Annotated in this window: 11 protein-coding genes; 5 read left to right on the top strand and 6 right to left on the bottom strand. The window is 47.0% G+C overall.

From position 1 onward, the window contains the following. Positions 1–26: 26 nt before the first annotated feature. From LZG94_RS16015 to LZG94_RS16000, 4 genes are all read right to left on the bottom strand, one after another. Positions 27–2,249, bottom strand: coding sequence for a TonB-dependent receptor domain-containing protein (locus LZG94_RS16015; protein WP_233792846.1), 2,223 nt, complete (start codon positions 2,247–2,249; stop codon positions 27–29). Between the two features lie 78 nt (positions 2,250–2,327). After that, positions 2,328–2,786 carry a hypothetical protein gene (locus LZG94_RS16010; RefSeq protein WP_233792845.1) on the bottom strand — a complete coding sequence of 153 codons (459 nt, stop codon included), beginning with the start codon at positions 2,784–2,786 and terminating at the stop codon, positions 2,328–2,330. 73 nt (positions 2,787–2,859) lie between these two features. Beyond that, positions 2,860–3,069 carry a heavy-metal-associated domain-containing protein gene (locus tag LZG94_RS16005; RefSeq protein WP_233792844.1) on the bottom strand — a complete coding sequence of 70 codons (210 nt, stop codon included), beginning with the start codon at positions 3,067–3,069 and terminating at the stop codon, positions 2,860–2,862. A gap of 133 nt (positions 3,070–3,202) precedes the next feature. Further along, positions 3,203–5,431, bottom strand: a complete 2,229-nt coding sequence (locus tag LZG94_RS16000; protein ID WP_233792843.1) for a cation-translocating P-type ATPase — start codon at positions 5,429–5,431, stop codon at positions 3,203–3,205. 152 nt (positions 5,432–5,583) lie between these two features. Here LZG94_RS16000 and LZG94_RS15995 point away from each other — a divergent pair, with 152 nt between their 5' ends. After that, complete coding sequence (locus tag LZG94_RS15995) at positions 5,584–6,690, top strand: lactonase family protein (protein WP_233792842.1); 1,107 nt, start codon at positions 5,584–5,586, stop codon at positions 6,688–6,690. A gap of 3 nt (positions 6,691–6,693) precedes the next feature. Here LZG94_RS15995 and LZG94_RS15990 read toward each other — a convergent pair whose 3' ends face one another. Then, entirely contained in the window at positions 6,694–8,100 is a 1,407-nt protein-coding gene (locus tag LZG94_RS15990; protein WP_233792841.1) for a TlpA family protein disulfide reductase, read from the bottom strand. Between the two features lie 101 nt (positions 8,101–8,201). Between LZG94_RS15990 and LZG94_RS15985 the strand changes: the two genes are divergently transcribed. Further along, positions 8,202–8,975: a YdcF family protein gene (locus LZG94_RS15985; RefSeq protein WP_215234452.1), complete on the top strand. Its 774-nt coding sequence runs from the start codon at positions 8,202–8,204 to the stop codon at positions 8,973–8,975. Positions 8,976–8,989: 14 nt separating this feature from the next. On the opposite strand, the gene pfkA is transcribed toward LZG94_RS15985, so the two are convergent. Continuing rightward, positions 8,990–9,964, bottom strand: coding sequence for a 6-phosphofructokinase (pfkA, locus tag LZG94_RS15980; RefSeq protein WP_215234453.1), 975 nt, complete (start codon positions 9,962–9,964; stop codon positions 8,990–8,992). 323 nt (positions 9,965–10,287) lie between these two features. Between pfkA and LZG94_RS15975 the strand changes: the two genes are divergently transcribed. Genes LZG94_RS15975 through LZG94_RS15965 form a run of 3 tightly spaced genes read left to right on the top strand, consistent with a single transcriptional unit; the run spans position 10,288 to position 13,771 of the window. Then, the gene (locus tag LZG94_RS15975; protein WP_233792840.1) at positions 10,288–12,771 is read left to right on the top strand and encodes a YfhO family protein; all 2,484 of its coding nucleotides are present in this window, start codon (positions 10,288–10,290) and stop codon (positions 12,769–12,771) included. After that, positions 12,768–13,091, top strand: a complete 324-nt coding sequence (locus LZG94_RS15970; protein WP_233792839.1) for a T9SS type A sorting domain-containing protein — start codon at positions 12,768–12,770, stop codon at positions 13,089–13,091. The genes LZG94_RS15975 and LZG94_RS15970 overlap by 4 nt, the downstream gene beginning before the upstream one ends. Next, entirely contained in the window at positions 13,088–13,771 is a 684-nt protein-coding gene (locus LZG94_RS15965; protein WP_233792838.1) for a hypothetical protein, read from the top strand. The genes LZG94_RS15970 and LZG94_RS15965 overlap by 4 nt, the downstream gene beginning before the upstream one ends. Positions 13,772–13,810 lie beyond the last annotated feature (39 nt).

Here is a 13,810-nt window from a genome sequence, read left to right as displayed (position 1 = left end):
TTCCTCCCTTCCTCCCTTTCCTCCCCTTATCTAACAATCTTATAACGCAGTCCCGCGTAAATCATTCGCCCTACTACCGGTCCCCACGCCATTCCTGCGTCAAATTGTTGTCCAAAAGGCTGATCTGCGCCCATAATAGGGTTTTTCTGTCTGAAATTCGCTAAATTTTCTCCGCCCAGATAAATATCCCATTTCGGAAAAGTCCGCGTAATCTGCGCATTCAGGTTATAAAATGACGGCGCCATTGTTGAATTCAGGTTACCGGGAATGTGGTGGTCAGGTAGGCTTCCCATGTACGGTAGCCGCTTTTTTCCATTCCATTGAACCGTAAAATCAAACTTCCATTTATCGTAAGGCAAAGCATAACCCGCATTAAATAGCACCCGGTCGCGGCTCACCATCATTTTCGGCAGCAGTACAGTTTGGTCGTAAATGTCGCGCACCGTTTGTTTTACATCAAATAACCGGTAAGCCAGTTTTAGCTCAAAACGCTTGACGGGTATCACATTCACTTCGGCTTGAAAACTGTTCGCGAAAGCTTTTCCTTCGAGATTGTAAAAACGGATATAACGCGGATCCTCAAAATCGGCAACGAGCTGGTTTTCAAAGTCAGTCCTGTAATAATCCACGATCAGACTTCCATTCATATTGCCCAATGTAAACTCCTGCGTGACACTAGCGCCGTAATTCCACGTTTTTTCCGGCCGGATATTTTCCCTGAAAACCACATCCCGCGCACTTACAAGGTTACCGTAATATTCAGCGAGCGGATTTGAAACGCGGAAACCTTTTCCTGCGGAAGCCCGCAGCGTAGTTTGATCAGTGAGGCTATATTTCAAATGCACCCGCGGCGTCCATTGCGTGCCGTAGAGATTATGGAAATCGGCGCGGCCGCCGGCTACAAACACAAACTTATTGAGGTGATTGTAGGTATATTCAAAAAAAGCGCCGGGTACCGACTCATTTCTGGCCAAAGTCAGGGTGCGATAACGCTCGTTATAATTATCAAGCAAATAGCTCAACCCCGTTTTATAAGAATGATTTGTATTGCCAATGATGGATTGATAGATCAGGTTTGCGTAAAACGTTTTTTGCTTTCCGTCATAGTTATTTACTCCAAAATAAGACTTGGAATCATGAACCGCCGCATTCACGATCAGGCCCAAACCTTTGTAAGGTTGCTCAGGAAAAAGACGCGCTATCTTAGAAAAAAACTCGTAACGATTGATTTTTGCTCCAAAACCATAAGTCTGATCGCTACCCCGCATTTCCCGCTCGAAATCCTTCTGCCCGCCCATTCTGTCTTCCACCAAGGCTTTTACACCAAACTGCGCCATCCATTTTTCATCCTGGTATTTCCAGCGGTTCACCACATTTACCTGACTATAAAGCGGCAGGTCCAGGAAGTTGTCACCGTTCTTGTCGATCCTGTTTTGCAGCGTACTTCCGTGAGTCAGTAAGCCGGTGCTCCATTTTTTATTGATTTGATGCGCCAGGTTCAGGTTCAGCTCGGCGCGGCCGAAATTATTAATATAGGTGTTGAGATAAAGCTTTTCCTGCGTGTCCGGTTTCTGCAACTCCACATTAATCTGCCCCGTCATGGATTCGTAACCATTCACCACAGAACCCGCGCCTTTGCCGATATCAATAGACTGGATCCAGGTTCCGGGAATAAAATTGAGCCCAAAAGTGGAGCCCAGGCCGCGCAGAGAAGGTATATTCTCAACATTGGTCTGAATATAGGTACCGCTCAATCCCAGCATCTGGATCTGCTTCGAGCCGGTCACCGCGTCGCTATATGAAACGGACACGGATGCATTGGTTTCGAAACTTTCAGACAGGTTACAGCAAGCCGCTTTGGCGAGCGCGCGGGTTGTGATTATTTCGGTTTGATGGGGCGAAAGTCTGTCGATACTGCCCGAGCCGCTGCGTACGGTAACCTCGTCGAGTGTCTGGTCACTTCGTAAAACAACTTGTAATTCACTGTCAGCTCCCACTTTTACGGTATCATTTCTAAAACCAACAAAGCTGATTACGAGCAAGTTAGATTGCGCTGATCGCGGAATGCTAAAAAGTCCGGCAGTATCAGTGACAGTAGCCTGTGTGGTTCCTGCCCAATATACATTCGCGCCGGAAATCGGGCTCAGCTTCGTGGAATTGGCCACCTGCTCATTGACCGAGCCGGTAATGCGCTGGGCAGAGAGGGAAATGGAAATCAGGCAGAGTAGTCCCGCCAAATAGGTTTTCATTTCAAATAGATTCGATTGATAAATAAATTAACCAGCAAGTCGACTGACTTGCATTCAACTAGTTCATTATCAATTGTATCAGATCAGAAATGACTGGATAAAAATGAGCATTCTTTTCCCGTGAAGCCGGGAAGAGAAGGATGATAACTCGGAGAAATCGGGCGCGGACGGAAGTATCCACTGTGCCCGAAGGAATAAATAGGAAGTGTTGAACCAGACAATATCCGCCGGCCACGCTTTGATCACTTTGGCAGCGGAATGCGAAGCGGCGGTTACTATATCAAGCTTCTCAAATGTGTGGCTTTCCTTGCAGCAAGCCGCTTTTTTAAAGAATGTACCTTTGCTTTCAGTTTGAGCCTTTCTCTTCGCACAGCACGATCCTACCTTTTTTTCTGAATCAGCTTTCTTAGTCGCCAATAACTGCACCGATTTCCCGCGCATCATGCACTGATGCTCCACCAAGGCAAATCCGGTACTGCTAAACAGTATCAGAAATGCCATCAGGGCGGTGATCGATCGGTGCAATTTGCTTTTCATAGTTGCTTTTCAGCGCGTTATTTCGGTTGCAGGTTATTTAATTTGAGCATAACCTGTTCAAATATATTAATTATCAGGCTATTTCCTGGGCAGAGTAACCAGCCTTTTTGATCAGTTGTTCAATTTCAGCGGCAGATTGTGTGGTCTCTACGGTCAGGATCCTGTCGGCATTTTCCAGGTTGACAGCCCATTTTTCAACGTTTTCATCGCCATTTAGAAACGGAGTAACAGTTGCTATGCATCCTCCGCATTTAATATTTGTCTTGAATTTGAGTGTTTCCATTTGTCAATAGCAGCCAGGCTGCAAGTGTTTTATTTAAAATTTCCTTTTGCAAATATCGGCAATAGGGCCCCGCCAGTCATTACAGAATTATGTCGGGGTATTACAGAGTTTTTGTGTGTTTAGTTGAAAAATCTCACAAACGAGCACTTTTCAGCCGCAAACTATTCATCACCACGGATACCGAGCTGAGCGCCATCGCGCCTCCTGCGAGCATTGGATCGAGCAGGAAACCATTGATCGGGTACAGAATTCCGGCAGCGATCGGAATGCCGATTACATTGTAAATGAATGCCCAGAATAGGTTCTGACGGATCGTGGCGACCGTTTTTCGGGATAGTTTTAGTGCTTTTGGTAAAATCATCAGATCCGAAGTAATAAGCGTCATTTTGGCCACGTCCATCGCAATGTCCGAACCTTTACCCATCGCAATACTAACGTCGGCCTGGGCCAGCGCCTGCGAATCGTTGATGCCGTCGCCTACCATTGCTACTACTTTTCCTTTTGATTGCAATTCGCTGATGAACTGCATTTTATCGGCTGGCTTCACTTCGGCCCGGTACGATTCAATACCCGTTTGCTTTGCGACAGCCGCAGCAGTTTGCAGATTGTCGCCGGTGAGCATATACACTTCAATACCCTGTTTTTTGAGTTGCGCAACTGCCTCAGAGGAAGTAGGTTTAAGGGCGTCAGCAATAGAAACTAGCGCCACGATCTGCTGGTCAGCGGCAATTGCAATAACTGTTTTGGCCTGCTCGGACAAATTTCTTACCTCGCGAACCAGCTCGTCACTTACATCGACATTTTCTGATTTCAGGAAATTGAGGGTGCCGATCAGATATTCCACATTGTCAACCGCCCCACGTATCCCGCTGCCTGTCACAGAAGCAAATCCGCTAACATTCGCATTGGAAGGCGCATTGATATAGTGCACGATCGCGGCAGCCAGCGGGTGCTCGGAGCGGGATTCCAAAGCTCTTACAGCGGCCAGATGCTTTTGCTGATCAGTTTTTTCAACCTTCCAGATCCAATCCGTGACTTCCGGGCGGCCTTGGGTTAGGGTACCAGTTTTGTCGAGAACGATCGCATTTACGCGAAACGCTTTTTCCAGACTTTCGGCATCACGGATCAGGATATTATTCTCCGCACCTTTTCCCACACCCACCATCATCGCAGTAGGCGTCGCGAGGCCCAGTGCGCACGGACAGGCTATTACCAGCACAGATACCGCCGTCATTATTCCGTGTGTCAATGCATTATCGCCGCCTGCGAAAATCCATACGATCAATGTTAAAATGGCGATTCCGATCACGACGGGTACAAAAATGCCGGCGATCTTGTCTACCAGTTTTTGAACCGGCGCCTTGCTTCCCTGCGCTTCTTGTACGGTTTTAATAATCTGCGCCAATACAGTCTGTTTGCCCACTTTTTCAGCTTTGAATGTAAAGCTGCCGTTCTGGTTGATCGTACCTGCGAAAACCTGGCTGCCCGCGCTTTTCTCAGCCGCGAGCGGCTCGCCCGTCATCAGACTTTCATCTACAAACGAACTTCCCGAAAGCACTTTCCCGTCTACCGGAATTTTCTCGCCGGAGCGAATGACAATCTCGTCTCCTGCCAGTACTTCCTTTACATTGATCTCATTCTCAGCACCATCGCGGATCACGTGCACGGTTTTAGGTTGCAGTCCGATCAACTTTTTCAGTGCGTCGGAAGTTTTCGTTTTAGCCCTTTCTTCCATCAATTTACCCAAAAGAATAAAAAAGATGATCACCGCCGCCGCCTCGAAATATACATGCGGATGCAGCCCGCGCTCGTGCCAGAATTGTGGATAAAAGGTATTAAAAGTGCTGAAAAGGAATGCTACACCTGTACTAAGTGCCACCAGCGTGTCCATATTCGCTTTCCGGTGGCTCGCCTGTTTCCATGCATTCACAAAAAAGTCGCGGCCGAAGAAAAATAGTACCGGAAGCGTGAGCGCAAGCATCACGTAATTCGCGAACCGCATTTCCATGAAGAACATACCCAATATCACCACGGGAACAGTCAATACCCCGGCCCAGATAGTTTTTGTTTTTAAAGCTGCGTAATGGGCGTGCTGGATTTTTTCCTGCTCGGCAACCGCGTCGTCTTCATCGTCTTCAATAATCAGCCCGTAGCCTATTCCCTGCAATACCTCGTCCATTTGCTGCAAAGTGACAGCCCCGGGATCGTAGCTCACAGTTACCGATTGATTGGCATAATTCACGCCCGCATTTTCAATCCCGGCTGTGCTTTTCAGCATACTTTCCACGCTCACCGCACAAGCCGCGCACGACATGCCGGTTACCGGGAGCGTTATTTTATGTAGTTCTGTTGTTGTTTCCATCGCCTTGTAATTTCTTTCACAAAGGTAACTTCGCCGGCCCCGGCAGGGTTACACAATTTTGGCTGTGCATTACAACTTTATATTAACACAAACACATTAAAAAAGGGTTTGTGTTCGCTTTTGGCTGCATTGACGATTCATTTAAATCCACAATGATGAAAAAACTGATCCTTCCGTTCCTATTGGCCACGGCTTCGCTGATGCTGGTTTCATTTCAGGACAAGACGATCCCTTTTTATATTGGTACGCAGGATAGAGGCGCTAATTCATCGATCACACTGTGTGAGCTCAATTTGTCGACGGGCCAGATTACCTTTATTGACACATTTAATAACTCTGTCGGGCCGGGGTATGTGGCTATTTCACCGAATAAGAAATTTCTTTATGCCGCTGGCGGAAATAATAAAATCGACGCTTACGCGATAGGAGGCGACAAAAAGCTTACTTATTTGAACAGTCAGTCGTCGGAAGGCGCGAACCCGTGTCACGTGGCGGTGCATCCTTCTGGCAAAATGGTACTGGCCGCCAACTACACGGGCGGCAGCTTTTCTGCCTATCCGGCAACCGCTGATGGGAAGCTTAGCGCGCCCATTTATACCGAACAATATACCGGCACAGGGCCGAATGAGAAGCGTCAGGAAAAAGCACACGCGCATTTCGCCACAGCAAGTCCGGACGGAAAGTTTGTATATGTGACGGACCTGGGAAGTGACAAAGTGATGAATTATGCAGTTGACAGTAAGGCTAATAAGTTAATCCCAAACCCTGCGCAGCCATTTTTCCCAGGCAAGCCAGGCGCTGGTCCAAGGCACCTCATCATTCATCCTTCCGGTAAGTCACTTTTCCTTTTGAATGAACTGGAAGCGTCACTTACTGCATGCACAATTGACAAAAATGGAGTGATTACCGCTGGCAAAACTTATCCGACTATCCCAGCCGATTTCTCCGGCGCTAATACCAGCGCAGCTATTCATTTGCACCCGAATGGAAAGTTCGTTTACGTTTCCAACCGCGGGCATAACTCGATTACGGGATTTGCGATCAAGGCAAATGGGGATCTGGAAATGGTCGATCAGCAGACAAAATCAATCGCGACACCCCGGGATTTCAATATAGATCCCTCAGGTAAGATCATGATCGTCGCCAATCAATCGACTGATAATCTGGTCGTTTACGATATTGACCTGGCGACAGGCAAGTTTACATTCAAGTATGAAAGCATTGCTGTTAAGTCGCCGATCTGTGTGGCTTTCCTGTAAACTTTACAGTTTTCTGGCCATTTTATTCTGGTAGTAATTCATAAAATCTTCCAGCTGCTCCACAGGCATTTTGCGGGCGATGATCTTTTTGTTTTTATCCAGAATATAAATCATCGGAGTAGTCACCACATCGAATTTGCGATTAAAATCTATGGTTTTCAACGCGTCGAATCCGTTCGTAAGCTCTTCCAGGTGGTAAGTTTTGATAAACGATTTCCACTCGGCCAGGTCGTGCTCGGTGGAAACCGCCACTACCTTAATTCCGTTTGCTTTATTCTTGTCGTAAAAATCCTTCAATTTCGGGGAAGCTTCCTTGCAGTGGCCGCAAGTGGGTGCGTAAAAGAACAAAACGGTATAATTTGCCTGGATCGCCTGCACGCTGACTTTCTTTCCGGCTGGGTCGGTAAGGCTTAATGCAGGGAAAGTTTTCCCAACCAACAGCACTTTCAATGTATTCACCTTCTCGGCTATACGTTTCTTGGAATCTTCGGAAATACCCATGTCGCCGGAGAGGTAATATTTTTCGGCCAAATGCACCCAAACAGCCTCAGTACCTACTGTTTTAGGATTTTCATATTGATTCGCAATGTAAAAAACCACCCAGGCTTTCGCGTCCTTGTTTGCGGAGGCTTTTTTGATCATCAGATCGGCGTCGCGGATCAGTGAATCGGGGGTTTGTACGACGAGGTTTTTGAAGTAACGATCGAGGCGCGGTTCCAGGAATGGCGTATTGACAATCCTTGCGTCCGCAAAGTCGAATGCATCCCAGTAATGTGATTTGTAGTAGTTGAATACCCAGATCGAGTCGGGCTTACCGTTCGCTAATTTTGGCGCCGTTGGTACATCGGGGTCGATTGACATTTTCAGCAATTGCGAAGTAAAAGCTTCTGGATTGTCAGTCAGCACTTTCTGACGGTAGGCTGTAAAACTTTCCTGTATCTCGCGGATCTTAACCTTGGACTCGGGAGTGCCGGTTTTACCCAAAGCTTCAATTTCCTTCGCGCCTTTTTTCAGTTCTTTCTGGTAGTTATAAAAAAGCTCATTTTCCTTTGAGCCGGTAATTTTCATGTTCCCGATCATATCGACCGTGTCCGTTTCTATCGCAAAACTGGTCTCTTTCCCCGAATAGATCACTTCGATCAGTCGTTTGTTGCCCGGGAACAGGATCACGTACAAGCCGCCGGGAAGATTTTGCGGACCTTCAAAAACGATCTTACCATTCGCGTCGGCTTTGGCTGTGTCTTTTGGTACAAACTGGTTTGGAGCGCGGTTGTAATGCCCGATAATAAAGGACGAATCCTTCACGCCTTTGATCGTCGCTTCAAGCCGATACCCTTGCCCGAATGCATTTAAAGATAGTATTGAGACTAAAAACAGGGACAGGAAGTAAGTTCGGAAAGACGCGCTCATCAGATGGAAGTTTGCTTATCAGTGTTTATTTTGATTATTTCAAATCACGGCTGCAACAAAATTAGTTTCAAAACGACAACTTCTACCAGGTTCTTATTCAAATGTTTTTTTTTCTGTCAAAAGCAATAGACTTCCTGGTAATGCCGCTGAGCATTATCCTGTTATTCCTGGTTTACGGATTTTTTGCTAAAAACAACAAGCGGAAAAAGTGGGCGATCGGGCTGGCCCTTATTTCACTTTACCTTACATCCAATAGTTATCTGGTCATCAAAGCACTCAACGCATGGGAGCCGAAAGTGACTTCCATGCAGCAGATTCAAGGTACTTACGACGTCGGTGTGCTGCTTTCCGGCGGACTGATCGCGGGCAGCAAACCCTATTCGGATCTGGTTTCAATCGGCGACAACGGTGACCGCGTTTTGCAGACTTTCAGGCTGTACAAGGCGGGAAAGATCAAGAAAATATTGATCACCGGCGCTAGCCTGGAATATCAGATGAAGCTGCGAAAAGGCGAAACACGTGAGGCTGCGGCGCTGATGGTCCAGTGGGGAGTTCCTGCTTCGGATATCATGTTTGAGGAGAAAGCCAGGAATACGCGCGAAAATGCGAAGTACTCGGCTGCTATCCTCAAACAAAAATTTCCATCCGGCAGATATATGCTGATCACATCGGCCTTCCACATGCGCAGGGCGCGGGGCTGTTTTGAAAAAGCAGGGATCAAGGTAGATATCTTTCCCGCTGATTACCACGGAGGTTACAACGATATCAGTTTCAATACCCTCGTAATCCCCGACGCAAATGCTTTTGCCGATTTTAGTATATTATGGCATGAACTGGTCGGCTACATTGTGTATAAGATCGCCGGGTACAGCTGAAAATCCAGTGCGTTTTAAACGCTCAGGATCTTCACCATTCTCAATAAATCCTCATTAATAGGCTTTGGAAGACGGATTGTGTCTTCAAACGGGGTATAAACAAGGTCGTTGTTGACAATACCCGCCATTACATTTTTCTGTCCGGCGATCAGACCTTCCACTGCACCCAGCCCGAGGCGGCTTGCTAGGATACGGTCGTACGCAGAAGGCTGGCCTCCGCGCTGGGTATGTCCCAATGTAGTTACACGGATATCCGCATTTTCATCTACCTGCGCCTTGATCTTCTCGGCTACTTCCTGTGCACTTCCCTCTTCGTCACCTTCGGCAACTACAATAATGGAAGATGATTTCGAGCGGCTCCATCCCTGTTTCAAAGTTTCAACCACTTCTGAGATCGGGGTTAGCACTTCCGGCACCATCACCAGTTCAGCGCCGCCGGCAATACCTGATTGTACTGCGATATAGCCCGAGTCGCGGCCCATTACTTCAATAAAGAATATACGGTCGTGCGAGCTGGCGGTATCACGGATCCGGTCGATCGCGTCAAGCGCAGTGTTCACGGCAGTATCGAATCCGATCGTGTAATCTGTTCCGTAAAGGTCATTATCGATCGTTCCGGGTGCACCAACTGTCGGGATTCCGTATTCATTTCCAAAAATCATGGCGCCGGTGAAAGTACCGTTTCCGCCAATCGCCACCAGACCTTCGATCCCATGCGCCTGCAAGTTCTCGTACGCTTTTTTGCGTCCTTCCGGTGTCATAAATTCTTTACTTCTTGCCGACTTGAGGATAGTACCTCCCCGCTGAACTATATTGCTTACCGAGTGTGATTCCATTTTATACAAATCACCGGCAATCATTCCGTTATATCCTTTTCTGATTCCAAAGACTTCAATCCCATGGTAGACAGCGCCGCGGACAACTGCCCTGATACAGGCGTTCATACCAGGTGCATCTCCTCCTGAGGTAAATACTCCAATTCTTTTCATTTAATGTCGGGTTACTTCTATTCTTTTAAATGTGTCGTGTCTTTTCAACCATAAAAGGCACAATTTCCGCAAATTTATCCGGTATTTCCTTAAAATATATAACCAAATTCTTAATTCTGTTAAAATTTTGCCGGAACAAGATTCTCGTTTTGCACCCTAAACATATATCAATACTTATATATTTGCGCCTGTTAATAGAAATATAATATTCACTTTCAGCCTGCCTTCTGAAACGTCACTGTTTGAAAAGTGATATTTTTGATGGTGCGGTGAAATTCGCTCTGCAAATTCCAAAACCAAGCCCCGGCTTACTTATTATCGAAATGAAAAATCTGATTTCCTGGCAAAAAAGCTGGCCCCACCTGATTGCTGTCATTGGCTTCATCCTGCTGTCGATCATGTACGTTTCTCCCGTTTTGCAAGGCAAGAAAATGGTTGCCGGAGATGATATTCAGGCCAAGGCAGCTGCAAGAGAAGTGCTCGATTATCATAAGCAAACAAAAGAATGGTCGTCTTGGACGAATGGGATGTTCGCCGGAATGCCCGCCTACCTCGTCGCGACGGATTATCCTACCAGTATTTCAACGAAAATAGGCCAGGGTGTGAACAAGATCCTGCCTGCTCCGGCCAATTACCTGCTGATCGGCATGGTGAGTGCGTATGTACTCTTTCTCGTGCTCGGTGCCGGCGGCTGGCTGGCTGCACTAGGCGGGGTTGCCTTTGCGTTCTCGACTTTCAATGTGATCAACCTCGAAGCCGGTCACATTTCGCAGGTAATCGCCATTATGTACGCACCGGGCGTGATTGCGGGTGTTATAGTCGCATTCCGGAAAAACTGGCTGGCAGGCGCGGCATTGACCGCACTTTTTCTATCCCTGGAATTATATGCCAATCACGTGCAGATTACCTATTATCTGGGCATCGGAATAGTGATTCTGGTAATTATTGAAAGTGTTTCTTTTATGAAAAGAGGCGCGGTAAAAGAGCTGGTCCCTATTCTTGGCGGGCTCGCACTGGCGGCGGTTCTGGCAGTGGGAACGCACACTACCAGACTATGGAATGCGTATGATTACACTAAGGAAACGATTCGCGGGAAGTCGGAACTGACTAGCAAAGACCCTTCCAAGAGTCCCGAAAAAGGCAGCGGGCTGGACAAAACCTATGCATTTGCATACAGTTACGGCTTCGGTGAGCTGCTCACACTTGTTATCCCGAATGCCTACGGAGGCGCCGGTTACGGGCCGCTTTCTACAAATTCTGAAACTTACAGAACGCTTACTACCAGAGTAGATCCGGGCAATGCGCAAAGTATTATCCAGCAAATGCCGCTCTACTGGGGAGAACAGCCTATTATGGGCGGGCCCAACTATGTGGGAGCGATCGTTTTCTTCCTTTTTGTACTGGGTATTTTTATTGTTAAAAGTCCGCTTAAATCGTGGGTCGTGAGCGTTGTGTTGCTGTATATTGTCTGGGCTTTGGGAAAAAGCTTTGCCGCGGTCAACTACCTGTTCTTTGATTATTTTCCGATGTTCAATAAGTTCCGTGCGATGACGATGGCCGTGTCGCTGGCGCAGCTGCTGATGGTTATGCTGGGAATTCTTGCACTGATCACCATTATACAGCGAAAAATCACCTGGAAAGAATTTCAAAAACCATTCTTAATATCCCTCGGTATCACAGGCGGACTAATGCTGATCATGGCGGTTATGCCTACGCTGTTTTTCAGCTTCCAGGCCGCCGGCGATTCGATGACCTACGAGCAGTTTGCGCAGCAAACCCAGGATAAAGCGTTTGCGCAACAGCTGATTAATTCGATCGTGCAGGATAGGGTAGGTTTGATGAAAAGCGATGCATTCAGAAGTTTGGTATTCGTGTTGCTCGCGGCAGGCCTGATCTGGTTGTGGATGATTGAAAAAGTGAAGCCGGTCGTCCTTTATGTAACCTTATTTACATTGATGATCTTTGATCTTTTTGGTGTGGATAAAAGGTATCTCAACAATGAGGATTTTGTGTCGAATTACGTGGCGCAGGGAAATATTGCACCTTCGCCAGCTGACGAACAAATATTGCGAGATCCCGATCCTAACTATAAAGTATATGATCTCACGGCCCGTCAGGGCGCATTCAACAGCGCCGAGGCTTCTAATTTCCATAAGTCGCTGGGCGGCTATCATGGTGCGAAACTGCGGCGGTACCAGGAGCTTTTCGAGCGGCAGATTGCGACGGAAAGGCCGAATTTCGGCATGGTTAATATGTTGAATACCAAGTATTTTATCAGCGCAGACCAGCAGGGAAATAAAGTTGCACAGACCAATCCGGAAGCGCTTGGGCACGCGTGGTTTGTGAACAGTTATAAAATCGTCCCCAATGCCGATGCAGAAATGGCCGCACTCGATTCGCTGAAACCACGCACAGAGGCAGTACTCGATCAGAAATTCGCATCTAAACTGCAAGGTCTGAACATCCAGCCGGATTCTGCGGCGGCAATTAGTCTGATCAGCTATAAACCGAATGAGCTGATTTACGAAAGCAATGCAAAAGGTGAGGGGCTGGCAGTTTTCTCAGAGATATATTACAATGTGCGCGACGAATGGAAAGTGACGATCGACGATAAACCCGCGGACTTGCTGCGGGCCAATTATGTGCTGCGCGCATTGCGGGTACCCGCTGGGAAGCACACGATCAAGTTTAGGTTTGAGCCTGTTTCAGTAGATGTAGGTCATAAAATCGATCTGGTCAGCTCACTGTTATTATTAGGATTGATCGCAGGCGCTGTATTTGTGGCAGTTAAAAACAAAAAAGTATGAAAAGGCTGCTGCTGATTTTGCTGGTAGTATTCGCCTTTGCAGGCTGTAAGAAACCCGAAGTTGATACCGATCTTTTGCTGGTAGCTTACCCCAATCCTGCTACGGTCCAAATCTCGGTATACCTGAAAAACGACCAGCGGCAAGCCTGCATTATCCGTATTTTCGACCCGAATGCAAAGCAGATCGCCGAGCTGAAAGTGGATGCGGGCATCCCGACAGACGGTATCAAATTCGATCTGGAAGGGCAGGATAGAGGTACTTATCAGGTTGTAGTGGAAATTGGGGGTACTATATTGATCGAAAAATTTTATAAAGTATGAAGTGGGTATCCGCAGTTATTTGTGCTTTGTTCCTGACATCCGGGTTTGATTCTCTTTCTCAAACCAAATCGACAACATGGTACGCGACCGCCAATGGTAATTTTTACATGCCAGTCGGCAACCGGTCAAAAGGTATTTACCCAATCGTGGGTTACGATAAAAAAACTTCTCCCAAAATACTGCTTGGCGGCGTCGGGTTCGGTGCCGCAATGCTGAAGCCGCTGAGCAAAGATTTCAGCTTCAAGGCACAAACTAATTTTTCCAAACATACTTACTGGGAAGAGGAACTGATGATGAGAGATTACGTCGCCTCTTCCATCGGATATTTTCAATCCGGTTCTTCCGATTATGGACTTGGCTTGGCAGCTATGATCCATTATTTTCCCGTTGAATCCTTTTCAATAGGAGCGGGGATCAGTGCACAGGCAACTGTTATTTCGTTTTCAAGAACACCGGGCATGTATCTGGGCGCGGAAATTGATCCGGGATTTGTAGTGAATCGCTACTATAAGGCAGTAGTACCGATGGTTCCGGTCGAGCTTTCTTACAAGGTCAACAGGTTGCTGTTCAATGTGCGTTATGAAGCCGGATTTACGAACAGGATCAAAGGTGAACTCGCCAGATACAAGACAGATAAGTTTAGTCTTCTGACATTTGAACTTGGGTTTTTGATCAAGTAATGCGCTTTCAAAAGGTTAATTTCTTTAAAAATCTATTAA

Origin of the sequence: Dyadobacter sp. CY343 (genome assembly GCF_021390335.1) — a bacterium.
Lineage (GTDB): Bacteria > Bacteroidota > Bacteroidia > Cytophagales > Spirosomataceae > Dyadobacter.
The sequence above is the reverse complement of the archived record's forward strand: the minus strand, read 5'-3'. Positions and strand labels throughout refer to the sequence as shown.